The following is a 24746-nucleotide window of genomic DNA, read 5'->3' as shown; positions in this document are numbered from 1 at the left end:
ACTGTTTTGCGAAGATGCTCTCCTTTTGAGGGTCAGCTGTTGGGTGAGACAACAGCACTATTTCTATCTCAGAAAACTAAAGGAATATTCAAACTGCCGCTTCTCAAAATAGGTTATGTCCAGTTTTGACGGATGAAACCAGCTCGTCCTGAACCTTCACGGTAGGCGTTGTAATGCGCCGCATTTTTCTTATAAAAATCTTGATGATAGTCTTCTGCTGGATAGAAAGGTTCAGCAGGTTCGATTGTTGTCACGATTGGATCTGTAAAGCGGCCACTTGCTTGCAAAGCGGCTTTTGAAGCTTCTGCGATTTTTCGTTGTTCTTCACTATTGTAATAGATGACTGGACGGTAAGAGTCCCCACGGTCTGCGAATTGTCCAAAGGCATCTGTAGGATCGGTTTGTTGCCAATAGATAGCCACGAGTTCTTCATACGTTATTTGTTCAGGATTGAAAGTGATTTCTACGGCTTCTGTATGTCCTGTGGTTCCAGTTGTTACTTCTTGATAGGTAGGATGAGGGACATGTCCACCGGTAAAACCTGAGACTACCGAAAGAATTCCTGGTAAAGAATCGAAAGGTTTGACCATACACCAGAAGCAGCCACCGGCAAAAATTGCAGTATCTTTCATTGTGATTCCTCCTTTGGTTTTATGGTATGCTTCTTATAGAGAAAGACAAGCGATATGCTTACAAGAAACGGCCAAAGAAAGCGAGGTTTGCTGTGGACACGATCGTCATTTTATTGCGGGGGAATTCTGGCAGCGGCAAAACGACAGTAGCAAAGGCGCTGCATCAACAATTAGGGGCAGAAGCGGTGTTGATCTCACAGGATGTATTTCGTCGAGAAATTTTTCACGTGAAGGATACACCTAATAATCATGCTGTAGGTCTAATGATGGAGGCTCTTTTATATGCGCGAGGGAAGGTTCCTTTCATCATCGTTGAGGGGATTTTTGCCCGTGAAAAATACCAGGACTTCTTGCTCTTTTTACTAGAATCCTTTGAGAAGTGTCTCATTTATTATTTTGATGTGCCTTTTCAAACAACGATTGAAAGACACCGAACACGGCCGCAGCGGGCATTTTTTCCCGAATCATCGCTACAAAAGTGGTGGCTCGAAAAAGACCTTCTTTTTGGGGAAAACGGCATAGCGTCCGAGAGCAATGATACGAGTAATAAATCAGTCCTCTCAAAAGAGAAGATATTTACAGAGAAGCAGACAATATCTGAAATGATCACGATGATCTTGGAGGATACGAAACAGTTTCAAGAATAGCCTTGAAGCAAACGATCTGTTTTCCAAAAAACTAAAGCGAGGTATCTCTATGTTAGACAAATCAATTCCTTATGCAGAAATTTGGATGGAGCGCATGGCTGCGGATGAAGTAGCACCGGTCCCTGCCTCAAATAACTACATCATTCAACCTTATCAATCCGGTGATGCGAGTGAGTGGGCGCGGATTGAGACAGCGGTGGGAGAATTTGATACAGAAGCCGCGGCACTTGCGTATTTTGAAAAAGACTTTCTCCCCTATGAATCTCAATTGCCGCAACGAATGTTTTTTGCAGTGGATCCAGAAGGAACAAAGGTAGGAACAGCGACTGCTTGGTGGAAGAAGAAACAAGATGGCAGCATTGTGCCGCTCGTTCATTGGGTAGCAGTCATTCCCAGCGCTCAAAGACAAGGGATCGCTCGCGGCTTGGTAACCAAAGTTTTAGAAACATGCCAGCAACAAACGGCAGATTCCGAAGAGTCTGCTGCCGCTATTTATCTTCATACGCAAACATGGAGTCATGCGGCGATTGGACTGTATCAACAACTAGGCTTCAAACTTATTGACACAGACTATCAGGGACAGATGAATCCCGAGTACGATCAAGTATTGACTATTTTGAGAGACGTGGCGCAGAAGGAAAACGGGCAGTAAAGCCAATCATTTGCAGGCATCGTTCCGTTCAGTACCCCTCTTAGCGACTTCTGAATTTAAACCTGTAAAAATTCCTTGTTTTCAAGTATAATACCAAAGGAGTATCAGGAAGGATGGGCAAGATGGCACAACTTTTTTTTAAATATGGCGCGATGAATAGTGGAAAAACGATCGAGATTTTAAAAGTTGCACATAATTATGAAGAACAAGACAAGCCGGTCGTGATTATGACCAGCGGCATCGATACCCGAAGCGGGATCGGAACAGTTTCCAGTCGTATTGGGTTAGAGCGTGACGCCATTCCGATTTTCGATGAGACCGATTTGTATCATTTAGTAAAAGATCTAGGTTATCAACCCTATTGCATTTTGATTGATGAGGCACAGTTTTTGAAAAAACACCATGTCTTGGCGTTTACTAAAATCGTAGACGAATTAGGCATTCCTGTGATGGCATTTGGTTTGAAAAATGATTTTCGCAACGAATTATTCGAAGGTTCTAAATATCTGCTTCTTTATGCAGATAAAATTGAAGAAATGAAAACGATCTGCTGGTTCTGCCACAAAAAGGCGACCATGAATCTGCATTACATTGACGGTAAACCAGTCTATGAAGGCGATCAAGTTCAAATCGGCGGTAATGAAGCCTATTACCCTGTTTGTCGCAAACACTATTTTCACCCTGGAATCAAAAAAGAAGGAGAATAAAACATGTACGATCAGTTACAAGCGATTGAAGACCGTTATGAAGAACTAGGCGAACTGCTTAGTGATCCTGCTGTCATTTCAGATACGAAACGGTTCATGCAGTTGTCCAAAGAAGAAGCAAATACCCGAGAGACGGTCGAAGTGTATCGCCGTTACAAAGAAGTCGTTGAGGGCATCAAAGATACAGAGGAACTATTGGGCGAAAACTTGGATGCAGAAATGGCAGAAATGGCTAAAGAAGAACTATCTGACTTGAAAAAAGAAAAAGATGTTCTTGAAGACCGCATCAAAATCTTATTATTACCTAAAGATCCCAATGATGACAAAAACATTATCATGGAAATTCGCGGGGCTGCCGGTGGAGATGAAGCGGCACTATTTGCTGGAGATCTCTTTAATATGTATCAGAAATATGCGGAAACACAAGGTTGGAAAGTCGAAGTGATGGATGCCAACGTTACCGGCATCGGCGGCTACAAAGAAGTCATCATGATGATCAGCGGTGAGAATGTCTATTCAAAATTGAAATATGAAAGTGGCGCGCATCGGGTACAACGCGTGCCGTCGACAGAATCTCAAGGACGAATCCACACATCTACGGCAACCGTAGTCGTGATGCCAGAAGCAGAAGAAGTAGAGATCGATATTGCTGATAAAGATATCCGAACAGATATCTATCATGCTTCAGGCGCTGGTGGTCAGCACGTCAACAAAACGGCATCAGCTGTCCGCTTGACACACTTGCCGACTGGTATCGTCGTTGCCATGCAGGATGAGCGTTCGCAGTTGAAGAACCGTGAGAAAGCGATGAAAGTCTTGCGGGCAAGAGTATACGACCAAATCCAGCAAGAAGCACGAAGCGAATACGATGCAAATCGTAAATCAGCAGTGGGAACTGGGGATCGTTCTGAACGGATCCGCACGTATAACTTTCCGCAAAATCGGGTGACGGACCACCGCATCGGGTTGACTATCCAAAAATTGGATCAAATTTTGGCTGGAAAACTTGATGAGATCATTGATGCATTGATCATGTACGATCAAACATCAAAATTGGAAGAAATGCAAAATGGGTAAAACCTATCGAGAAGTCCTTTCACGGGCTTCTTCTTTTTTAGAAACAAAGGGACTAGAAGGGTATGCGATCCAATACCTTTTTCTGGCTCGTAAAAATTGGCAAAAACTAGATTGGTTGCTGCATATGGATCAGCAAATTTCACCAGCTGATGAAGTGCAAATTGAAGCAGATCTGGAGCAGCTTTTAGCGCATCGTCCCCCCCAATACCTTTTAGGCTATGAAGAGTTTTATGGCCATCGTTTCAAAGTAACAGAAGACACATTGATTCCTCGACCGGAAACAGAAGAATTAGTCGCTTTATGTCTGGAGCAAACAGAACTTGCAGAGAATTTGCGGGTCGTAGATATTGGGACAGGGACAGGTGCGATCGCGGTCTCTTTGAAATTGGCACGTCCTCACTGGCAAATCGCTGCTGTTGATCTTTCAGAGGCCGCATTGGCGGTAGCTAAAGAGAATGCGGCGCAATTAGGTGCAGAGGTCGCTTTTTATCAAGGCGACACCCTGACACCAGTGAGGGATCAATCATGGGACATCATTGTATCAAATCCGCCTTATATCAGTGAGCAGGAGTGGGAGCTGATGGATGCCAGTGTGCGTCAGTTTGAACCCCAAATGGCCCTTTTTGCAGCGGAGAATGGTCTAGTGATGTATCGTAAGATCGCAGACCAGGCAAAGAAGTTATTGACACCTGACGGAAAAATCTTCGTGGAAATCGGTTTTCAGCAAGGCAAATCTGTCCAGCGTATTTTTGCGGAAGCTTTTCCAGATAAAAAAGTTGCGGTTATTCAAGATTTATCTGGAAAAGATCGGATGGTCGCAGTACAATAATCCACAGCATGTGGACAACCATTTTTTTTGAAAAATTTTTTTGATAAAAAACAGTGATAGAGTAAGACTTACTTGCGAATAAAAGTTATAAACAGGGTTATCCACACTTGACAAACGACTTATCCACAAAATGTGGATAAAAACCGAAAAAATGTTGATAAGTGTGGAAGCCCTCAAAATAAGGATGTGGATAAACTGTGGAAACAAAAAAATTCAGTGAAGAACAATTATCCGAAGCAGCAAAAATTTTAGCCGCGGGTGGATTAGTTGCTTTTCCTACAGAAACAGTGTATGGCTTAGGCGCCAACGCTCTTTTGCCTGAAGCGGTAACACAAGTCTATGCCGTTAAAGGAAGACCTAGTGACAACCCATTGATTGTCCATCTCGCCGACCCGGAACAACTGAAGGATTATGTGGATAACTTGCATCCAGCAGCGGAAAAATTGATGGCAAAGTTTTGGCCTGGCCCCCTAACATTGATTTTTTCTATCAAAAATAACAGTTTACCGCCTATTGTGACCGGGGGGTTATCCACAGCGGCATTCCGTATGCCAGCGAATAAAAAAACACTTTCAGTCATTAAACAGGCACATGTCCCACTAGTCGGACCTAGCGCAAATACCTCTGGCAAGCCAAGTCCGACCTCAGCTGAACATGTATTGCATGATTTGAAAGGAAAGATAGCTGGTGTGATCGATGATGGGGCTACTAGTATCGGAGTTGAATCAACAGTCTTGGATTTAAGTGATCCGGCAGCAAACCCAATGATTTTGCGACCAGGAGCCGTGACCAAAGAACAATTAGAAACGGTTTTAGGCAGTGAAGTCGAAATAGATAAACATCTAGTATCTGAAAGTGAAAGACCCAAAGCACCGGGAATGAAATACAAACATTATGCTCCGGATACAAAGGTTGTGATGGTTCAGTCAGAGGACTGGCCAGCAGCACTCGATTGGGTCAAGCAGCATCGATTGCGAGCTGGTGTCTTGGCAGGCCCATCAATTTGTGAGACAGCCAGATTTGAAACAGCAGCTGTTTACATGTATGCGGACGACACGGTTGAGGCAGCAGCAAAAGGACTTTTTGCAGGTTTGCGAGCCTTAGATGAATCGATCGCTGGCTTGGAGATCATTTTAGCGGCCGCTTTTCCTGAGACAGGGATGGGCAGCGCCTATATGAATCGCTTGAAAAAAGCAGCCAATCAAAATTTTTTTCAGGTAAAATAGAAAAAACGCTGCTTTGATCATAGGTAGTGCTTAGGAAATATGATACAATGCTAGCATTAAGGTAAAGGGGTGTTGTATGAATGGACTATCAAACGTTTGATCCTGATTTATGGCAAGCCATTGAAAAGGAAGCGGATCGCCAACAAAACAATTTAGAATTGATCGCATCTGAAAATATCGTTTCCGCAGGTGTAAGAGCGGCTCAAGGCAGTATTTTAACAAATAAATATGCCGAAGGATATCCAGGTCGCCGTTACTACGGTGGTTGTGAATTTGTCGATGTTGTTGAAAATTTAGCAATTGATCGTGCCAAAGAACTTTTTGGTGCGGCCTATGCAAACGTACAGCCTCACTCAGGCTCACAAGCCAATACTGCAGCATATCTAGCGTTGATTGAACCAGGAGATACGGTGATGGGCATGGATCTATCCGCAGGTGGGCATTTGACCCATGGCTCTCCAGTCAATTTTAGTGGGAAAACCTATCACTTTGTTAGCTATGGCGTAGACCCAGCGACTGAAGTGATTGATTATAATGTCGTACGGATCTTAGCGAGAAAACATCAACCAAAATTGATCGTTGCTGGTGCCAGTGCGTATTCACGAACAATCGATTTTGCCAAATTCCGTGAAATTGCTGATGAAGTCGGTGCTAAGTTGATGGTAGATATGGCACATATCGCAGGGTTAGTTGCTGCTGGTCTACATCCAAATCCAGTTCCTTATGCAGATATCACTACTTCTACGACCCATAAGACCCTTAGAGGTCCTCGTGGCGGCTTGATTTTGACCAATGACGAAGACTTAGCGAAAAAAATCAACAGTGCAGTCTTTCCTGGCATTCAAGGCGGACCTTTGGAACATGTGGTCGCTGCCAAGGCAGTCGCATTCAAAGAAGCATTGGATGAAGACTTCAAGACTTATTCAGAGCAAGTGATCAGAAATGCGCAAGCAATGGCAAAAGTGTTCAATCAAGCGCCGCAAGCGCGGCTTGTTTCTGGTGCAACGGACAATCATTTATTGCTGATTGATGTGCGAGGATTTGAGCTTAACGGAAAAGAAGCCGAAGCATTGCTTGACCAAGTCAACATCACAGTCAATAAAAATTCGATTCCATTTGAAACCCTTAGCCCATTTAAAACGAGCGGTATTCGTGTTGGCACACCGGCAATCACTAGCCGTGGGTTCAAAGAAGAAGATGCTGTAGAAGTAGCAAAACTGATCGTCAAAGTGTTGGAACACCCTGAAGATACGGCTGTTTTGGAAGAAGCAAAAGCACAAGTGAAAGAGTTGACGGACAAGTATCCGTTGTATTAAGATGTAGCAGGAAAAGGGTTTGAGCCGTTGCTCAGATCCTTTTTTGAAGGAATATGGCTATGACGTGATGCAAGGTTGTATCAATCGTTGATTTGCTTTAAAATAAAAGAAAAACCAAAGGAGACTTTTAAAATGGGTAAATTCCAAGTAATTGACCACCCCTTGATTCAACACAAATTAACAATGATCCGCGACAAGAACTGTGGAACGAAAGTGTTCCGTGAAGTTGTCGATGAAATCGCCATGTTGATGGCGTATGAAGTATCACGGGATATGCCCCTCGAAGATGTAGTGATCGAAACACCGATCGAAGAATCGACCCAAAAAACACTTAGTGGTAAAAAAGTAGCAATCGTACCGATTCTACGGGCCGGACTAGGCATGGTCGACGGTATTTTAGAGTTGATCCCAGCGGCTAAAGTAGGACACATTGGTATGTATCGTGATGAAGAAACCCTTGAACCACATGAGTATTTCGTTAAATTGCCTGAAGACATCGACACTCGTCAGTTATTTATTGTTGATCCAATGTTAGCAACTGGTGGTTCAGCGATCATGGCCATCGATGCGTTGAAAAAACGCGGCGCTTCTAACATGAAGTTTGTTTGCCTAGTTGCTGCGCCAGAAGGTGTGAAAGCATTGCAAGATGCCCATCCTGATGTGGATATCTACACAGCAAGCTTAGATGACCGCTTGAATGAACATGGCTACATCGTTCCTGGATTAGGCGATGCTGGTGACCGTTTGTTTGGAACAAAATAAAAGAAAGAGCGTGAAACAAAAGTGAAAAACACTTTTGTTCCACGCTCTAAACACGTCTAAACGCTGGGAGCAGAAGCAACTCCTTCGGAAATAAATCGAACTACCAAAAAATTTGAAAAGCAATTTCTGCGTATTTCTCCTTATTTCTAGGAGATTAACACTTTTGTCCCAGTCTCCTTTTGAACGAACTACATTTTCGTTAACTGTTTATAATTAATGATCAATACACCATTACTTTGTGTAACAAGCTTTTGATTCTCCGCTGTCTGATTCAATTCAACAACCGCAGAGTTCTTAAGCTGCTTAGTGACTGTACCGGTTTGTTTTATTCCATGGATCGTGAACATGACAGGAGTAGCGACCTCAAAATTTGCACCTTCAGCTGATGGGACAACGGTTGTTTCGAACTTACCAAATGTTGCCATGTAAAAACCTCCTTGATATAATTAAATTATACCACATTTTTTGAAAATTTTCAGTAATCCTATTTTTTCCCTAAACTTCTCTTTACAAAGTTGTGTTTTTTTCTTATAATCTTCTTTGTGTTAGTTGCCAGCTTAGCTCAGTTGGTAGAGCAACGCACTCGTAACGCGTAGGTCACAGGTTCGAATCCTGCAGCTGGCATTGAAGCAGTCTAATTAGACTGCTTCTTTTTTTAGATGATTTTTTTAGAGAAAACTTTAAAGTTTCTAAATTTTTTCTGAATGAGAACGGGGAATCCTTTCTTTTCTGCGCAAACATCACTATAATGGATAAAGATTCTACAGAAGAGAGTGTGGGCATGGAAAATACACGAATAAAAAAGAATGATAATCGAATTGACTACGGTGTGATATTACCCGTATTTTTATTGTGCTTGATTGGGTTTGCGTCATTGTATGTCGCATTGACGAATGACCCAAGGAATCCATCCGTGGGGAAAACCTTAGGATTTCAAGCTTTATGGTATGTACTAGGAGTTATCGCAATTATAGTGATCATGCATATAAAATCCAAGTGGTTGTGGAAGTTGACTCCCTATATTTACGGAGCAGGATTGCTGGTAATGCTGGGACTCTTGAAGTTCTATGATGCAGGGTTAGCCGACTCTACGGGCTCGCGAAACTGGCTGCGTTTTGGCTCCTTTACGATCCAGCCTTCGGAATTGATGAAGATTGCCTTTATCATGATGTTGGCGCTGGTGGTCACCCATCACAATGTTCGTCATCGAGATCGAGATTTAAAGACGGATGGCTTATTGATCGCTAAAATGTTAGCTGTAACCATTCCGGTCCTAGTTTTAGTCATGCTGCAAAAAGACTTTGGAACGATGTTAGTTTTCTTAGCTATTTTTGGTGGGATCTTTTTGATGTCGGGGATTTCTTGGCAGATCGTGATCCCAGTTATCGCCGCTTTTGTTTTGATAGGGGGCGGGACCATCTTTTTAGTCACAACAGATATGGGACGAGAGTTTCTCTATAATGTCGGCTTTAAAGAATATCAGTTTGCACGTATCGATTCTTGGTTAGATCCGTTTCACGATACTCAAGGCCAGTCTTTCCAACTAGCTTATGCTTTAATGGCCATTGGGTCTGGTGGGATGTTCGGTAAAGGGTTCAATGTGAGTGATGTCTACGTGCCAGTTCGTGAATCAGATATGATTTTCTCTGTGATCGGAGAGAACTTTGGGTTTGTCGGCAGTGCCTTTGTGATTTTATTATATTTCATTTTGATTTACCGAATGATTCGGGTTTGTTTTGATACAAACAATGAATTTTATGCCTATCTTGCTACCGGGATCATCATGATGATCTTGTTCCATGTCTTTGAAAATATCGGTGCTAATATTGGCTTATTGCCTTTGACAGGTATTCCATTACCCTTCATCAGTCAAGGGGGATCGGCATTATTAAGTAACATGATCGGCATTGGCTTGATTTTATCGATGCGCTATCAGGCTGAGAGTACACCAAAAACCTTGTAAGGAGATAGCTATGATCACATTTTACTGGTATCCGAAATGCAGTACATGTAAAAATGCGAAAGCTTGGCTAGAAGCAAATGGGATTCCCTATGAGGCCATTGACATGATCAAAGAGGTGCCTACGAAGGCGCAATTGTTACAATGGATCACCTCTAGCGGCTTGCCAGCTCGCCGCTTTTTTAACACAAGCGGAATGAAATATCGTGAATTAGGTTTGAAAGAGAAAGTACCAACGTTGTCGAATGAAGAAGCCGCAACTTTGTTGGCCACAGACGGCATGTTGATCAAACGCCCGTTGTTGATTAGTGAAGATCGCTTTTTGATCAATGGGTTTAAAGAAAAAGAATATGAAGGAGTCTTGTTAGAATCATGGAAAAGAAATGCTTGAGAAAAAAAGATAATTTGTGGGTACTGTTCAATGGCAAAGAATACTGTGTTGGTTTGACAAAAGAAGCACAAGAAGAATTAGGTGCTGTGTCTTTTGCTTCTTTGAAAAAAGTTGGTACAGCCTTGAAACAAGGAGATACGCTAGTGGAGTTGGAAGCAGAAAAAGCTGTCAGTGAATTTCCAAGCCCATTAACAGGTGTGATTTCTTCTGTAAATGAAAAAATCGATCAAAACGTTGATATCTTAAACGACAGCGATGAAATGAATGCTTGGCTAGTCAGCTTTAAAGATGTTGATCCAAGTCAATTTGACGAATTATAAAACAAGATCCAACCACTGATTTACAAAAAGAATTGACAGCAGATTGAGACGTTGCTATAATTTGCTCAATAAATGAATGCTTTGAAAAGAAGAGTACATGTTCTTGACGTACACAGAGAGCCCTGTTTGGTGTAAATGGGCAACGAAGAGAAGATGGAAGATGGTCTTTGAGCAGGATGGGTGAGTCTAAGGACAAGCCTATCACGGGATGCACCCGTTACTGTGCAACAGTATGCGAAGAAATTCAAGTACTGGAAGAGGCTGTTGATGCGAGTCGACAGTAAATCAAGGTGGTAACACGGAAGTTGTGCTTTCGTCCTTTGTAACAGTATAATGTACAAAGGATGAAAGCTTTTTTTGTGTTTAACTAGTGAATGAATAAAGAAAGATGGGAAATTTATGGCATTAATCGAATTGACCCACGTAAAGAAATCCTTTGACGGTAAAAGTGGCGCAGTCCATGCCGTCAATGATGTTTCTCTGCAAGTGGAAAAAGGCGATATTTATGGCATCGTTGGTTATTCAGGTGCCGGCAAAAGTACATTGGTTCGTCTATTGAACGGATTAGAACTTCCTTCAGCTGGTGATGTAGTGATCAATGGCCAAAATATTTTAGCCTTGAAGAACAAAGAACTACGGGATTTTCGTAAAAAAATTGGAATGATTTTTCAACACTTTAACCTCTTGTGGTCACGAACAGTATTGGAAAATATCGAATTACCATTAGAATTGGCAGGGATCCCCAAAATCAAACGCCGCGAGCGGGCACAAGAACTGGTAAAACTTGTCGGGTTAGAAGGACGCGAAAAAGCTTACCCTTCCCAATTGTCAGGTGGCCAAAAACAACGGGTAGGAATTGCCCGCGCGTTAGCAAATGAGCCAGAAATCTTGCTATGCGACGAAGCAACCAGTGCACTTGACCCTCAGACAACCGAAGAAGTTTTGGATTTACTGCTGTCCATCAACAAAAAACTGAATTTGACAATTGTGCTGATCACCCATGAGATGAACGTGATTCGCAAAATCTGCAATAAAGTAGCTGTAATGGAATTAGGCAAAATCGTTGAAGAAGGTTCCGTACACTCGGTGTTTCGTCATCCGCAACAAGCTGTGACTAAGCGCTTTGTGCAGCAGGATTTGGAGCCAGAAGAAGATCCCGAGGAATTGCGTCAAGCCTTTTTAAGAGAAAATCCCCATGGCCGCTTAGTGACATTGACCTTTACGGAAGACAATGCGAATGAACCAATCATTTCGCAAGCGATCCGAAAGTATCTGATTGATGTCAATGTTGTTTATGGCAAGATTCAGCAAACGAATGAAGGCTCTTTTGGCGCATTAACCGTTCTATTGACCGGTGAAACACCAGAAATCGATAAAGCATTGCGCTTTTTTGCGCAAGAACAAGTAGGCGTGGAGGTGATCGAGCGTGGGTAAATCATTTTCAGAAACCTATTTTGATTTTGAAAAAATCGATTGGGCAAACATGCAACAAGCGACGATCGATACGTTATTTATGACATTCTTCTCTATGGTACTAGTCATTGTGATTGGACTAATACTAGGATTGGCTCTTTATTCATTAGGTCGCAAGCAAACATTTGGATCACGCTTTGCCTATACCTTAGTCTCGATTATCAGTAACGTGTTTCGTTCAACTCCGTTTATGATCTTGATGGTTTTGATTATACCGTTCACGACACTATTGGTAGGATCCTTCTTAGGGGCAAAAGCTGCGATTCCAGCATTGGTTCTATCAGCAGCTCCTTTTTATGCACGGTTAGTAGAGATTGCCTTTCGAGAAGTAAGTCCAGGTGTAATTGAAGCTGCCGAGGCGATGGGGGCAAGTTACTGGGAGATTATTTATAAGATTATCATTCCTGAGAGTGTCCCAGCATTGATTTCGGGCATCACTGTCACTACCATTTCAATGATTGGTTACACAGCCATGGCAGGGGCGATCGGTGCCGGAGGTCTTGGTTCATTGGCTTGGCAAGAAGGTTTTCAACGGGGAAATTACACTGTGACGCTTGTAGCAACAGTGATTATTTTAATTATTGTCTTTATCTTACAAGCAATCGGCGACTTTTTGACAAAAGCAACAGACAAACGCTGATTGGCTGAAAAAGAAAAACATCAAACAGAAAATTGGGAGGAATAAAAATGAAAAAGATTTTTGGTTTTGCAACAACAGTATTGTTAACATTCGCTTTAGCAGCCTGCGGTACAGGTTCAAATAACAGCGCCGATTCAACGTCAGCTAGTGGAGAAAACACAAAATTGGTGGTGGGAGCATCTGTCACACCCCATGCAGAAATTTTAGAACAAGCAAAACCATTGTTGGAAAAAGAAGGAATCGATTTAGAAATCAAAACCTTCGATGATTACATCTTGCCAAACAAAGCTTTAGAAAATGGCGATATCGATGCCAACTATTTCCAACATATCCCTTACTTGAACAAGCAAATTGCCGATAATGGCTATGACTTTGTTAATGCAGGAGCGGTTCATATCGAACCGATGGGGTTGTATTCAAAACGGATCTCTGACATTTCTGAATTAGCTGAAGGTGCAACCGTGATTACTTCAAATTCGGAATCCGATTGGGGTCGTATCTTAACGATTTTACAAGATGCTGGTGTGATTAAGTTGAAAGATGGTGTCGATGCTGAAACAGCAACATTTGATGATATTTCTGAAAATCCAAAGAAATTAGAATTCAAGCATGATATTGATCCTTCACTATTGGCAACGGCTTACCAAAATGATGAAGCAGACCTAGTGGCAATCAATGCAAACTTTGCTTTTGGGATCGATTTGAATCCAGCAGATGATTCTGTTTTATTAGAAGCTGATAATTCACCATATGTCAATGTGATTGCCGTTCGCAGTGGCGACGAAAACAGCGATAAAATCAAAAAATTGGTTGAAGTGCTTCACTCTGACGAAATCAAAGACTTTGTCGAAAAACAATGGCAAGGTTCTGTGAAAATCGTTGATGCGGACGCAAAATAGTTTCATTCATTAAGCAGTACAAACAGAGCAGTGACATAAGTTAAAAACAGACGAAACGTACTAAATGATAAAGAGATTTGACCTTCCTCGCAATCTTGCGTCGAAGACCTCCTGAATCGCAGGAGTAATCTCTTTACGCTTCGGTTAGGTGGTTTGTTTCATACTTTTGTCACTGCTCTTTTTTAATTCCAATCTAGCAAAACAGAGCGGTTATGCCAGATCATTTCATACAGCAGCGGCAATTCTGGGTGCTTTTTTAATAATTGATCGTAGTGGGGGAGCTGGCCCAGAAACAGACGAATGAGTGTGAGGGTATCAGGTGAAAGTGATCTACTCGCTTTCAACAAGATCAGATTGCCTTCTAATAAAGCACAGAGCAAGTGGATTTGAGTGATTTTGACCAGACAGATTTGAAAGGAGTCACTTCCCAGACGTTCTTTGAGCAGTTCTGCAGCAAATATTTGGTTCAGCAAGTAGGTATCTTCTTCAGATAAATAGAAGGCTTCAAGTCCAAGTAATTGTTTCCATAAGAAAAGATAGTTGCGTTCATGGCGCAAATAATAGGCAGGGACAAAGTTTTTTGGAGAAACTGTAGCTAATGCGATCCCATTTTCCAACGGATAAACCGCTTTTCTTTTTTCATGGATTGTTTTGATACAAAAGAAGGCCTCACTGGAATTTTTTATCAAGTGTGGACACATCCAGCGCAACAATTGATAATAGAAAAAACGGATTTGTATTTCGTTCCCTTGTAAAAGTGGAAAATGCTTGCGATTCAGAGATAAGTGATACGCTGCCAAAGAGGATGATAGAGCAGTGAAACGTCGATTGACACTGGAAGGACTCAGGTGGCATTTTCTGCATAATAATGGATAAGTCAACGAAGGTTCTTCCAGCTGGGTGTTAAGAATACGATAGTTACTGCTCTTTTTTACAAGAGAAGCGATGACTTTTTTTGTAACTCAGCAACCGGCATTGCTTCCGTCTGTAAATAATCAAGTTGGCCTTTTTTAATCAAAAATTTGATTGGTAACTTGAGACCTAACTCGCTGGCGATCATCCGTCTAATAGTCTTGACGGAGATCCCTTGTTGCAGGGCTGCTTGTTGGAGGGGGAGCGGACTTTCTTTGAAAAGACTACGGATCAGACGCAACATGCGCAACACTTCTTTCTCGAGAAAATCCTCCAAGTTGTGAATCACCTCTTTCGGATGAGATTACATTTATTATAGTGGATAACTAGTTTCTTGGTTTTTTTAGAAAAGAATAATCATCAAAGTTTAATAAATAATTTTCATTACAAAGAGACAGATATGGAGCTAATCAGCTAAAAAGAGAAAAAAATGAAGAAAGCAAGGAAAAAAACAGGGATTCTGGATTCATAGTAGGAAATGATGGAAGGGGAAATTGGGTGATCCTGCAAGCAGGGCCGCTTAAAAGCAGACTCAAAAGAACCGAACAACCGAACAACTGAATAGCTGAACAATAGTAGGGCAACACTAAAAAAACTACTAGGCTAAGAATACCTTAAGCCTAGCAGAAAGTGTCTAGCTATCCCTCACTCGCTGGATATTTTGTACGTAATGCAGAGAAATAAATCATAGAAGATCAGCTTGCTTCACTAGGCAATAAAATGGTTTGGCGCTGACCATCGTCATAGGCATAAACGGTTTGAGGCAAATACTCATTGTAAGCAATCGGCAGATCGATACACATCCCAGCACGGCGATCATCTTGTGAAAAATGAATACTAACACGGCCGTCATTATTTTTTACGTGAAAAGTTAATAGATTTTCTAACGGAATAACGCCTTTCAGATCCAAGTCAATGATCAGCCATAAACTATCGATCAATTCTCCCGGCATGGTTTGGACGATACCGCCAGAAGCATAGCGGCTGCGGCCACTGTCAAATGGTTCAAACATGGTTGTTCCCTCCTTGAGGATAAAGTCGGTCGTGCAATCGAAAGATAGAATCAACTTGTTTAAAATAAGACCACTCCCCAAGGAATGGTCTTATTCTTTACTTCTAGCAAAAATTATTCTTGATCTTCACCAATAACAGCTGGTTCTGCTGCTTCACCGTTTTCGTCATCTTCTGAAAGTTCTTGTGCTTCAGCAACAGCAACGATTTGTTCTTCGGCTTCTGTGACGATCGTATAATCATCATTTTTCTCTAAATCGCCTACAGTCAACGCGTCACCAATTTCAAGTCCAGTGACATCAACTTCAATACGTTCAGGTAATTTATCTGGTGTTGCGGATACAACGACACTGTATAAGTTTTGTGTCAATACGCCGCCGGCTTTCACGCCTGCTGCATCACCAACTAAGGTCAATTCAGCTTCTACCTCAGTTTCTTCATTCATATCGACTGAGATGAATTCAACATGGGTCAATGCACGAGTGAACGTGTCTGATTGAAATTCTTTGATCAGTGTATTTACTTTCTTGCCTTCTAAGTTCATAGTGATTACGGTATTCAAACCATTTTCACGTAGCAGTCTTTCTAATTCCGCTGCATTGACTGCAATTGGAGTACTGTCTACTTGATAACCATTCACGATAGCAGGTACTTTTCCTTCGTGACGCAATTTGTTCCGTAATGAACGGGGGCGAACTTCTCTTTTCGTAACTTCTAATGATACTGACATAACTCAATTCCTCCTAAAATTTCCCGAAAAAAACGGGATGTTTTTAAGCAAATTTTGTTAACTCTGCACATTAAGTGGTACGTGAGTAAAAACACGCAAAAGGGCAGTTGTTTACACAACTGCCCCAGAAAGTTTTGGTTCAACTTTTCTCCACCAGGTCGTAACGCTGTGTATGAGAAACTTTATTTACTTTACTCTTTAACCTTACGTGGAAAGTCGAAGAAAGTCAAATGAAATGATGAGTCGAGGATTTGCAAGCAATTAAATCTGAGCTATAATAGCCAAGATGGAGAGAAAACAATGCGTTTAGACAAACTGATAGAAGAGCGGTTAGCGACCTCTCGCAAAGAAATGAAACGTCTTTTTCAACAAGGGAAAGTCTTGGTGGATCAGCAAATCGAACGGAACCCTTCTCGAAATGTCGACAGCCGATTGCATGAAATCAAGGTTGCTGGGGTACTGCTGCAAACAAGAGATGTGTATTATTTACTCAATAAGCCAGCGGGGGTAGTGACAGCAAATAAAGATCACCAGCATCCCACAGTCATTGATCTTTTACAGCCAGAAGACCGACAGGCGACACTTTATGCAGTGGGACGTTTGGATCGCGATACAGAAGGATTGGTATTGTTGACGACGAATGGACAGTTAGGCTATGAGTTATTGCACCCAAACAAGAAAGTGCCGAAACGATACGATGTCGTTGTCAATGGTCCGGTAACAGCGGAAGATGTGGCTGCTTTTGCTCAAGGCATCGTTTTTCATGGAGGTGTCGTTTGTCAGCCTGCCAAATTGACCATAGAGATGACTTCAGGTAGGCGGTCCTTTGTTCATCTAGAGATTGCTGAAGGGAAGTTCCATCAAGTGAAGAAGATGTTTTTAGCAAGAGGGAAAAAAGTGATTGCCTTAAAAAGAGTTGCAATTGGTCCTTTGGAACTAGGGGATCTATTGTCCGGAGAATACCGGGATCTCGCCCAATTTGAATTAGAAAGCCTAGCGAATTATTTTCGCTGAGAAAGAGGAGACTATGACTTATAAAACACTGTTATTTGATGTCGATGATACGATTCTTGATTTCCAAGATACTGAACATGAAGCGCTGATGGCTCTTTTCGCGGAACAAGGTCTGACGATGGATCTCGAAATGAAACAGACTTATCAAGAGGTCAATCACAGATTGTGGCAACAATTTGAACAAGGGAAGCTGTCTAGAGACCAAGTAGTCAATGAACGATTTGGCTTATTTTTTAAAAAGTATGGGCGAATCGTCGACAGTGAAGCGATGGAAAAACACTATCGTTCTTACTTGGATCAAGGGCATAAATTATTAGGCAATAGTCAGCTAGTGTTGGCCGAATTGGCTGACAAGTTTGATTTATATGTTGTAACTAATGGTGTCTCTAAAACCCAATACCGCCGGCTGTCAGATGCTAAGTTAATGCCTTATTTTCAGGATATCTTTGTATCAGAAGATACAGGTTATCAAAAACCAATGAAAGAATTCTTCACCTATGTTTTTGACCGGATTCCTAATTTTGAGCAACAAAAAACAGTCATTATTGGTGACTCATTGTCTTCAGATATTTTGGGCGGACATTTGTCAGGGATCGATACAATCTGGCTGAATCCTAACAAAAAAGTAGCTTCAACAGTTCTCCCAACCTATGAGATCCAGTCGTTGGATCAATTGCCATCGTTATTAAAAAGCTGATTTCTTAAAAATGGATAGTAATTTTTCAGAATTTCGCTATAATAGAAACAGTGTAAATTTTAGAGACGAAAGAGGTTAATTGAATGACGAATGGCAAGCCCATTATTATTGGTGTGACTGGTGGTTCTGGTAGTGGAAAAACAAGTGTGAGCCGAGCGATTTTCAATCACTTTCCCAATCATTCCATTATGATGCTTGAACAAGACTCTTATTATAAAGATCAAAGCAACTTGAGCTTTGAAGAACGGTTGAACACAAACTATGACCATCCGTTTGCCTTTGATACCGATCTATTGATCGAACATTTGCAGAAACTCCTTGCCTACGAAACGATCGAAAAACCGGTCTATGATTATGTGGCACATACTCGCAGTGAAGCAACGATCATTCAGGAACCAAAAGAAGTGATCATTCTTGAAGGAATCTTGATTTTGGAAGACGAACGTTTGCGAGACTTGATGGATATCAAACTGTATGTAGATACGGATGATGATATTCGAATCATTCGTCGGATCAAACGAGATATGGAAGAACGCGGACGAACGTTGGATTCCGTTATTGAACAATATTTGACAGTAGTCAAGCCCATGTATCATCAATTTATCGAACCTACGAAGCGCTATGCAGATGTCATCGTTCCAGAAGGCGGCGAGAACCACGTAGCGATTGATTTGATCACAACGAAAGTTGCAACATTCTTAACCGAAAGCTGAACATTTTTTCTTTCGAAAACACTTATTAAAGAATTTTTTGATAAAGCAGTAGTTTTTCTTTATCAATTATGGTAAAGTATACCTCATGCGACGAGTCGAGATGGTCTAGCTTTGGCTGACCAGATTGATAACAGAGGCACAAGGAGCGATCCACCTGCCGGATGCAGGGTGTCGGAATATTCCTTTTGTGGAGATAGGGTATTCTACTAGTAATAGTACTGTGAATAAAAAACAGCTTTGAACATTCATGTTCAAGGCTGTTTTTTTGTCTATTTCTGTAGGGGATAGCGATAGATCATCGATTCTTCTCCCCAAGGATGATAGCCTGTACCCATCAGTTCAAAACCAAATTTTTCATAAAACGAAACAAGATCTGTACATAAGTAAAGGGTCGAGAAACCAGCAGTAGCGGCAGATTGCTTGATCGTTTCGATCAAAAGCCGAGCACCACCTTGTCTGCGATAGTGAGGATCGACATAGAGGGCGCACAGCCAAGGCATCAAATCCATTCGGCTGATAAAATCATTCGTGATCAGTCCACCACAGCCAATGATCGAGGGGACAGCAGCGGCTTGGTCATCCACGAGTAGAAACCATTGCGGTAGATCGGTATCAGAAAAACTGTGGGTCAAGCTATCTTCATACACTTTCATGGATGCGGGACTCGCCCATTTTGATTGAAAATAAGCGATCGCTTCCTGTAAATATTCAGGATATTCTCTTAAATGAATGACTTTCATTTTTATCCCTCCTTTGGCAAACGGATTTGAAAAATAACGCCTTTAGGTTGTAGATCACGTACACTGATTTGCCCTTTGTGTTCCTCCACGATTTGTTTGGCGATGGCCAAACCGAGACCATAGCCGCCGGTTTCTTTTGAACGGGAGCGATCTTCCCGATAAAAGCGTTCAAAAATATGTTTCTTGTCTTCATCGCTAATAGATGGACCTGTGTTTCTAACTTCGAGCAGCCAATACTTGTTGGAGATTTCTGAAAGCAGTGTGATCTTATCTCCTTGACTTGTATATTTCAGGGCATTATCCAATAAAATTACTAATACTTGATGTATTTTTTTAGGATCGAAGACAGCAGTTGTTAAGGCAAGGTTTTCCAAGACAAATTGTTTGTTATTCATTTTGGCAATCTCTTGAAACGGTTTTGCCAGTTCTTGAATGAAAGGGGCGATGGCAATGGTTTCTTTGGCTAACATCTGCTGGTTGGAATCGCTGCGGGCAATCGTCAATAAATCTGCCGTCAATCCAGTCAACCTCCGGGTCTCTGCTAATGCTTGAGCAATACTTTCTGATTCCTCAATGATCGTATGATTGGGCTTAGTGAAGGTGCGCTCTAAACTATTTTGGATGATCGTCAAAGGCGTCCGTAATTCATGAGAAGCATTTTCGACAAATTCTTGCTGTTTTTTCCACGAAGCGAGGATTGGCCGCATTGTCAATGAAGAAAGGTAATAGCTGATACCGATTGATAAGATCCAAAAGAAAATCATCGATAAAATCAAAATTGTTTGAAAGTTGTTCATTGCATTATTGATTTGGTTGGTGTTGGCCAACACTTGAACATAGGCTACCCCTGATTGGTTCGTAGGCGCGGCAGCTGTGATCGAGTGAAACAGCAAAGTCTCCGCTTCATTTTGATCGCTTACGGTCAGTGATTGAATCGTATTTAAATGTTCAGTATCTAATTTGAGTGAAGCTAGCTGAGAGAAACGTCCGCCTAATGATTGTTTGTTTACTATCGTACCGTCTTCTGACCAAAGAATAAATTGGGTGTTGAAACGATTGGTTCCAGGAATCTTTGGCATTGCTGTATTTGGCGGTAAGGCAATGGCTTCGTTTTGATTAGCGTTGTTGATCTCTGCTTGGACCAGACGTGTATCTTTAACGGCTTGTTCAAGAGCAATATCGGTTTCTTGATACGCAGATTGATCAAATAATTCTAGTACAATGATTCCGAGCAATGTAAAGATCAATGCAAAAGCAGCCACATTGATCAAAAACACCTTGAGCCGTTGTTTCTTGGAGAGTTCTTTATTCATTCGCTAATCTCCTTGCATAATATAGCCTACATTGCGCAGTGTCCGGATCTCTTTATCGATACCAGTATCCCGAAGATGTTTGCGTAAATTGCTGATGTAGACCTCGACTACTGTGATCGTTGTTTCTGAATCAAATCCCCAAATACGGTCAAAAATTTGTTCTTTAGTCAAAATAATGCCTCGGTTTTGCAAAAAATAAACGAGTAATGCAAATTCTTTTCCTTGGATAGGTAATAGCTTCTCTTGACATGTCACTTCATTAGTAGAGAGATTGCAGGTCAATCCTTTATAGATCACTTGGTTTTCATTAAATAAGCCTAATGAACGTTTTAACAAGGCTTTGCATCGCATCAATAATTCTTCCCGATAAAAAGGTTTTGTCAAATAGTCATCGGCGCCCTTTTGAAAGCCAGTGACTTTATCCTCTAATCCATCTTTGGCGGTTAAGATCAAGACTGGTGTCTGAACAGTGTGCTGTCGTAATTTTGCCAATACTTCATAGCCGTTCATTTCTGGAAGCATCAAATCTAGAATGATCAAATCATAAATCCCACTTTGGGCTTCATACAGACCTTCACTCCCATCAAAAGCTTGGCTGACTTCACCAATTTCTGCAACGATTTCTTTAATATTTTCTGATAACGTTCTGTCGTCTTCGATCAGTAATAACTTGATCATTCTGTCACCTCTTTCATTATAAGCATAGCATGAGTAACATAAAAAAAACTTAAAAAAGTGATTTTTGCTTAAGCTGTCTTTAAGTTTCAGCGTCTTAAATAAGGACTATAGCAATCAAAGGAGGAAAATACCATGAAATTAAAAAAGGTATTTCAACGAAAAGAAACCAAGTATCTTTTATCGTCTGAGCAGTTTCAGCCGTTTCTGGGTGCGTTGCAGCAGAGGATGAAGGTTGATGAATATGGCCAACACACGATTCTATCTCTTTACTATGACACGGATGATTTTCGTTTCATCCGTCATTCGATGGATAAACCAAAGTATAAAGAGAAATTTCGCATCCGGAGTTATGGTGCTCCATCTCAGGACAGTTTGGTGTTCCTAGAAATCAAGAAGAAAGTCAATGGCATTGTATATAAACGGCGTGTTCCTCTAAGCTATTCAGATTATCAATCATGGGTACGAAGCGGGGAGTTTCCTACCACTATTCATCCGCTTCAAATTGCCGCCGAAATTCGTTGGTTATTTAAACAAAATCATGACTTAAGCCCGCGCGTTTTGATTGCCTATGACCGCCTTTCGCTTTTTGCATCAGAAGACAGTGAATTTAGAGTGACCTTTGATCAAAACATTCGTTATCGGGAAAACAATCTGACATTGTCTGAAGGGAGTTATGGACAATTGATAGCGCCAGAGATTGGTGTGTTGATGGAAGTCAAAGCAATGGGGGCCTATCCCCTTTGGTTTGTTGAACAATTGAATCAGTATGGTGTGCGCAAAGCTAGTTTTTCCAAGTATGCTCAAACCTACCAACGTCATTTGTTTAAAAAGGAGGATATTCAGAATGTTATCTAGTTTGTTAAGTGATACCGCTACTCTTGAATGGGGTGGCTTGATTATTTGTATTAGTGCCTCACTGATTCTGGGTCTCTTAGTTGCCGGAGTGCATATGGTAAAGAATGTTTATACAAAAAATTTTGTTATTACGTTGGCAGTACTGCCGGTTCTAGTACAATCAGTGATTATGCTGGTCAATGGGAATTTAGGAACTGGGGTAGCGATTTTGGGCGCATTCAGCTTGATCCGCTTCCGTTCCGTCCCAGGAGGTTCTCGCGAAATCACTAGTGTGTTTTGGTCCATGGGGATCGGCTTAGCCACCGGTATGGGTTATGTCGGTTATGTGGTGGTTTTTTCATTCGTGGTAGCTGCCTTTTTATTGATGCTGTATACCGTACCATTTGGCGAACGACGTAAGACGAGCGAACGGGAATTGAAAATAACTATTCCAGAAGACTTAGATTATCCCCAACTGTTTGATGACATATTTGAGAAATTTACACATACAGCCAAGTTGGATTCGGTACGCACAACAACCATGGGCAGTCTCTACGAATTACGCTATCACTTAGTATTGAAGGATCAAACACAAGAGAAGGCTTTGATCGATGATGTACGGACGCGTAATGGCAATTTACCTGTTGTACTCGGTAAAGTCGCGGCTAATCGTGATGAATTATAAGGAGGAAGACCAATGAAAAAATCTACCCATTGTTTTTGGCACTGTTACTGGCAGCTTGTGCGCAGCAATCTGAAACAAATTCTTCAAGTTCTGTCACTGGAACTTCGGAAGCAACGGTTACGAATGGATCTACTTCTTTGGAAGATACAGATTATTATGGAAAGTATGAAGAAGAGGATTTGGATGCTTCTTATGAGACATCTTCAGCTATAGCGATAAAACTGGCGGATGCACAAACGGAAGCTGGAGAAGGATTTACAGTTGATGATCAAACAGTAACGATTACTTCGGCAGGGACATATATGGTCAGCGGTTCTTTGACAGACGGTCAATTGAAAATCAATGTCGACAAAGAAGCCAAGGTTCATTTGATTTTTGCTGGAGTAAGTATCACGAATGCTAACAGTTCAGCAGTTGTTATCGAGCAGGCAGAGAAAGTCATTACGACATTAGCTGCGGATACAACAAATACGTTAACGGATGGAACGAGTTATACCTTTGCAGAAGGAGAAACCGAACCGGATGCTGCTTTTTATAGCAAAGACGATTTGTCGATCAATGGGGAAGGGAAATTGGTCATTGAAGGCAATTATAGCAACGGCATCCGCAGCAAAGACGATTTAGTCTTGGCAAGCGGCACCTATGAAATCACAGCAAAAAACAATGCGATCAAAGGAAAAGATTCGGTGTCGATTCGAGATGGGAATTATACTCTGACGACCTCTGAAGGAGATGGTATCCAAGCCAACAATACCGAATATGCTACAAAAGGCTATATTGGGATTGATGGCGGTATATTTACGATCCAAAGTGGTCGGGATGGTATCCAAGCTGAGACAAGTCTTAGTATTCAATCAGCAGAAATGACCGTTAAGACAGCTGATGGTGCAGCTAGTCAATCGGTCGTCGCTGATGAAAGTTATAAAGGAATGAAAGCAGGCGGGACAATCCTACTAGCAAGTGGTTCCTATGCTATCGATAGTGCGGATGATAGTATCCACGCCAATGATTCAGTCACCATCAATGGCGGGGAGATTTCAGCAGTGACTGGAGATGATGGCATTCATGCGGACAATGATCTAACCATTAATGATGGGACGATTATTGTCAACAAATCTTATGAAGGCTTAGAAGCAAGCGTCATCACCATTGCTGGTGGAGATATTCAAGTGCTAGCAAGCGATGATGGTGTAAATGCCGGCGGCGGCAGCGACACGACGGACAGCGGACAATTTGGACAAGATAGTTTTGGAGGAGGACCAGGCGGTGGCGATCAAGCAGATGATAGCAAAGAAGTTGTCATCACAGGTGGAACCTTGTCAATTGATGCTGAAGGAGATGGATTGGACAGCAATGGCAATGTCACAATGAGCGGTGGAATCGTGATTGTCAATGGACCGACGAGAGGCGGGAATGGCGCTTTAGATTATAATGGTACTTTTGAAATTACAGGTGGGACCCTCGTCGCTGCAGGAACCACTGATATGGCAATGAATGTGAGTGGCGGAACACAACGGTCAGTGGCGATTACTTTCGATCAATCTCAGGCAGCAGACACGTTGATTACCTTGCAAGATACTGAGGGCAACACGTTATTATCCTATGCACCTAGTAAGAATTTTCAACATGTGGTGATTTCAAGTCCAGATTTACAATCAACAGACTATACACTACTTAGTGGCGGCAGCAATAGTGAAGCTTCTGTTTATGGTCTTTATCAAGGAGGAAGTGTGAAGGATGCTTCTGAATTAGGCATATTATCTTTAACAGATACCCTTTCAAATTTGACTCAATCTGGCGCAACTGCCTCGACAAACCAAATGGGCGGATTTGGACGCTGATGAATTCTAGCAGCCCTCGTTGGAGGAACCAAAGAAAGAAAATACTA

At 41.7% G+C, this 24746-nt stretch carries 29 protein-coding genes, 1 tRNA gene, 1 pseudogene and 1 other annotated feature; of the genes and pseudogenes, 21 read left to right on the top strand and 10 right to left on the bottom strand.

Features of this window, described 5'->3' with window-relative positions:
- Positions 1 to 113 precede the first annotated feature (113 nt).
- Entirely contained in the window at positions 114 to 632 is a 519-nt protein-coding gene (msrA, locus tag EG2_RS01020; protein WP_060813130.1) for a peptide-methionine (S)-S-oxide reductase MsrA, read from the bottom strand.
- A gap of 92 nt (positions 633 to 724) precedes the next feature.
- Here msrA and EG2_RS01015 point away from each other — a divergent pair, with 92 nt between their 5' ends.
- From EG2_RS01015 to upp, 8 genes are all read left to right on the top strand, one after another.
- Positions 725 to 1279, top strand: a complete 555-nt coding sequence (locus EG2_RS01015; RefSeq protein WP_060813149.1) for an AAA family ATPase — start codon at positions 725 to 727, stop codon at positions 1277 to 1279.
- A gap of 49 nt (positions 1280 to 1328) precedes the next feature.
- A complete protein-coding gene (locus EG2_RS01010; RefSeq protein ID WP_060813129.1) occupies positions 1329 to 1931 on the top strand; it encodes a GNAT family N-acetyltransferase in 603 nt (200 codons plus the stop codon).
- A 122-nt stretch (positions 1932 to 2053) separates the two neighbouring features.
- Entirely contained in the window at positions 2054 to 2638 is a 585-nt protein-coding gene (locus EG2_RS01005; RefSeq protein ID WP_029487305.1) for a thymidine kinase, read from the top strand.
- Positions 2639 to 2641: 3 nt separating this feature from the next.
- The gene (gene prfA / locus EG2_RS01000) at positions 2642 to 3715 is read left to right on the top strand and encodes a peptide chain release factor 1 (RefSeq protein ID WP_003128515.1); all 1074 of its coding nucleotides are present in this window, start codon (positions 2642 to 2644) and stop codon (positions 3713 to 3715) included.
- Positions 3708 to 4544 carry a peptide chain release factor N(5)-glutamine methyltransferase gene (gene prmC, locus EG2_RS00995; RefSeq protein WP_060813128.1) on the top strand — a complete coding sequence of 279 codons (837 nt, stop codon included), beginning with the start codon at positions 3708 to 3710 and terminating at the stop codon, positions 4542 to 4544. The genes prfA and prmC overlap by 8 nt, the downstream gene beginning before the upstream one ends.
- A 197-nt stretch (positions 4545 to 4741) precedes the next feature.
- On the top strand, positions 4742 to 5770 hold the full coding sequence (locus EG2_RS00990) for an L-threonylcarbamoyladenylate synthase (RefSeq protein WP_060813127.1): 1029 nt from the start codon (positions 4742 to 4744) through the stop codon (positions 5768 to 5770).
- Between the two features lie 80 nt (positions 5771 to 5850).
- Positions 5851 to 7086, top strand: coding sequence for a serine hydroxymethyltransferase (gene glyA, locus EG2_RS00985; RefSeq protein WP_060813126.1), 1236 nt, complete (start codon positions 5851 to 5853; stop codon positions 7084 to 7086).
- 132 nt (positions 7087 to 7218) lie between these two features.
- Positions 7219 to 7848 (top strand): uracil phosphoribosyltransferase, encoded by a 630-nt coding sequence (gene upp, locus EG2_RS00980; RefSeq protein ID WP_005472811.1) that lies wholly within the window; start codon positions 7219 to 7221, stop codon positions 7846 to 7848.
- Positions 7849 to 8036: 188 nt separating this feature from the next.
- Here upp and EG2_RS00975 read toward each other — a convergent pair whose 3' ends face one another.
- The gene (locus EG2_RS00975; RefSeq protein WP_003128523.1) at positions 8037 to 8273 is read right to left on the bottom strand and encodes a hypothetical protein; all 237 of its coding nucleotides are present in this window, start codon (positions 8271 to 8273) and stop codon (positions 8037 to 8039) included.
- 126 nt (positions 8274 to 8399) lie between these two features.
- Here EG2_RS00975 and EG2_RS00970 point away from each other — a divergent pair.
- The 7 genes from EG2_RS00970 to EG2_RS00940 all read left to right on the top strand — a co-directional run bounded on the left by EG2_RS00970 (position 8400) and on the right by EG2_RS00940 (position 13531).
- Positions 8400 to 8472: transfer RNA gene (locus EG2_RS00970), tRNA-Thr, on the top strand.
- A 157-nt stretch (positions 8473 to 8629) separates the two neighbouring features.
- Complete coding sequence (locus tag EG2_RS00965) at positions 8630 to 9811, top strand: FtsW/RodA/SpoVE family cell cycle protein (protein ID WP_005472807.1); 1182 nt, start codon at positions 8630 to 8632, stop codon at positions 9809 to 9811.
- 10 nt (positions 9812 to 9821) lie between these two features.
- A complete protein-coding gene (locus EG2_RS00960; protein ID WP_003128525.1) occupies positions 9822 to 10199 on the top strand; it encodes an arsenate reductase family protein in 378 nt (125 codons plus the stop codon).
- A complete protein-coding gene (locus EG2_RS00955) occupies positions 10181 to 10519 on the top strand; it encodes a glycine cleavage system protein H (protein ID WP_003128526.1) in 339 nt (112 codons plus the stop codon). The genes EG2_RS00960 and EG2_RS00955 overlap by 19 nt, the downstream gene beginning before the upstream one ends.
- Positions 10520 to 10591: 72 nt before the next feature.
- Positions 10592 to 10843, top strand: a binding site (T-box leader).
- Positions 10844 to 10918: 75 nt separating this feature from the next.
- A complete protein-coding gene (locus EG2_RS00950; RefSeq protein WP_060813125.1) occupies positions 10919 to 11953 on the top strand; it encodes a methionine ABC transporter ATP-binding protein in 1035 nt (344 codons plus the stop codon).
- Positions 11946 to 12632, top strand: a complete 687-nt coding sequence (locus tag EG2_RS00945; protein WP_003128528.1) for a methionine ABC transporter permease — start codon at positions 11946 to 11948, stop codon at positions 12630 to 12632. Before EG2_RS00950 ends, EG2_RS00945 begins: the two co-directional genes overlap by 8 nt.
- A 47-nt stretch (positions 12633 to 12679) precedes the next feature.
- A complete protein-coding gene (locus EG2_RS00940) occupies positions 12680 to 13531 on the top strand; it encodes a MetQ/NlpA family ABC transporter substrate-binding protein (RefSeq protein ID WP_060813124.1) in 852 nt (283 codons plus the stop codon).
- Positions 13532 to 13713: 182 nt separating this feature from the next.
- On the opposite strand, the gene EG2_RS00935 is transcribed toward EG2_RS00940, so the two are convergent.
- The 5 genes and pseudogenes from EG2_RS00935 to EG2_RS00920 all read right to left on the bottom strand — a co-directional run bounded on the left by EG2_RS00935 (position 13714) and on the right by EG2_RS00920 (position 16184).
- Positions 13714 to 14220 (bottom strand): hypothetical protein, encoded by a 507-nt coding sequence (locus tag EG2_RS00935; RefSeq protein ID WP_249024247.1) that lies wholly within the window; start codon positions 14218 to 14220, stop codon positions 13714 to 13716.
- An 81-nt stretch (positions 14221 to 14301) separates the two neighbouring features.
- Positions 14302 to 14427: pseudogene (locus tag EG2_RS19480) on the bottom strand (winged helix-turn-helix domain-containing protein); the annotation flags it as partial.
- 35 nt (positions 14428 to 14462) lie between these two features.
- Positions 14463 to 14720, bottom strand: coding sequence for a hypothetical protein (locus EG2_RS00930; protein WP_060813122.1), 258 nt, complete (start codon positions 14718 to 14720; stop codon positions 14463 to 14465).
- A gap of 418 nt (positions 14721 to 15138) precedes the next feature.
- The gene (locus tag EG2_RS00925) at positions 15139 to 15456 is read right to left on the bottom strand and encodes a DUF960 domain-containing protein (RefSeq protein WP_060813121.1); all 318 of its coding nucleotides are present in this window, start codon (positions 15454 to 15456) and stop codon (positions 15139 to 15141) included.
- 113 nt (positions 15457 to 15569) lie between these two features.
- Complete coding sequence (locus EG2_RS00920) at positions 15570 to 16184, bottom strand: 50S ribosomal protein L25/general stress protein Ctc (RefSeq protein WP_003128535.1); 615 nt, start codon at positions 16182 to 16184, stop codon at positions 15570 to 15572.
- Between the two features lie 300 nt (positions 16185 to 16484).
- On the opposite strand from EG2_RS00920, the gene EG2_RS00915 reads away from it, so the two are divergent.
- From EG2_RS00915 to udk, 3 genes are all read left to right on the top strand, one after another.
- The gene (locus tag EG2_RS00915; protein WP_060813120.1) at positions 16485 to 17198 is read left to right on the top strand and encodes a pseudouridine synthase; all 714 of its coding nucleotides are present in this window, start codon (positions 16485 to 16487) and stop codon (positions 17196 to 17198) included.
- Positions 17199 to 17211: 13 nt separating this feature from the next.
- The gene (locus tag EG2_RS00910) at positions 17212 to 17895 is read left to right on the top strand and encodes a YjjG family noncanonical pyrimidine nucleotidase (RefSeq protein ID WP_060813119.1); all 684 of its coding nucleotides are present in this window, start codon (positions 17212 to 17214) and stop codon (positions 17893 to 17895) included.
- A gap of 83 nt (positions 17896 to 17978) precedes the next feature.
- The gene (gene udk / locus EG2_RS00905) at positions 17979 to 18608 is read left to right on the top strand and encodes a uridine kinase (protein WP_003128539.1); all 630 of its coding nucleotides are present in this window, start codon (positions 17979 to 17981) and stop codon (positions 18606 to 18608) included.
- A gap of 269 nt (positions 18609 to 18877) precedes the next feature.
- On the opposite strand, the gene EG2_RS00900 is transcribed toward udk, so the two are convergent.
- Genes EG2_RS00900 through EG2_RS00890 form a run of 3 tightly spaced genes read right to left on the bottom strand, consistent with a single transcriptional unit; the run spans position 18878 to position 21339 of the window.
- Positions 18878 to 19348, bottom strand: a complete 471-nt coding sequence (locus EG2_RS00900) for a GNAT family N-acetyltransferase (RefSeq protein ID WP_060813118.1) — start codon at positions 19346 to 19348, stop codon at positions 18878 to 18880.
- Between the two features lie 2 nt (positions 19349 to 19350).
- The gene (locus EG2_RS00895) at positions 19351 to 20661 is read right to left on the bottom strand and encodes a sensor histidine kinase (RefSeq protein ID WP_060813117.1); all 1311 of its coding nucleotides are present in this window, start codon (positions 20659 to 20661) and stop codon (positions 19351 to 19353) included.
- 3 nt (positions 20662 to 20664) lie between these two features.
- Positions 20665 to 21339, bottom strand: a complete 675-nt coding sequence (locus tag EG2_RS00890; RefSeq protein ID WP_060813116.1) for a response regulator transcription factor — start codon at positions 21337 to 21339, stop codon at positions 20665 to 20667.
- Between the two features lie 132 nt (positions 21340 to 21471).
- Here EG2_RS00890 and EG2_RS00885 point away from each other — a divergent pair, with 132 nt between their 5' ends.
- Genes EG2_RS00885 through EG2_RS00875 form a run of 3 tightly spaced genes read left to right on the top strand, consistent with a single transcriptional unit; the run spans position 21472 to position 24699 of the window.
- Positions 21472 to 22194 carry a polyphosphate polymerase domain-containing protein gene (locus EG2_RS00885; RefSeq protein WP_060813115.1) on the top strand — a complete coding sequence of 241 codons (723 nt, stop codon included), beginning with the start codon at positions 21472 to 21474 and terminating at the stop codon, positions 22192 to 22194.
- Positions 22184 to 22858, top strand: a complete 675-nt coding sequence (locus EG2_RS00880) for a DUF4956 domain-containing protein (RefSeq protein ID WP_060813114.1) — start codon at positions 22184 to 22186, stop codon at positions 22856 to 22858. Before EG2_RS00885 ends, EG2_RS00880 begins: the two co-directional genes overlap by 11 nt.
- Positions 22859 to 22878: 20 nt before the next feature.
- Positions 22879 to 24699 (top strand): carbohydrate-binding domain-containing protein, encoded by a 1821-nt coding sequence (locus tag EG2_RS00875; protein WP_409359859.1) that lies wholly within the window; start codon positions 22879 to 22881, stop codon positions 24697 to 24699.
- Positions 24700 to 24746: the final 47 nt, after the last annotated feature.

This window comes from Enterococcus gallinarum NBRC 100675 (genome assembly GCF_001544275.1).
Taxonomy (GTDB): Bacteria; Bacillota; Bacilli; order Lactobacillales; family Enterococcaceae; genus Enterococcus_D; species Enterococcus_D gallinarum.
The sequence above is the reverse complement of the archived record's forward strand: the minus strand, read 5'-3'. Positions and strand labels throughout refer to the sequence as shown.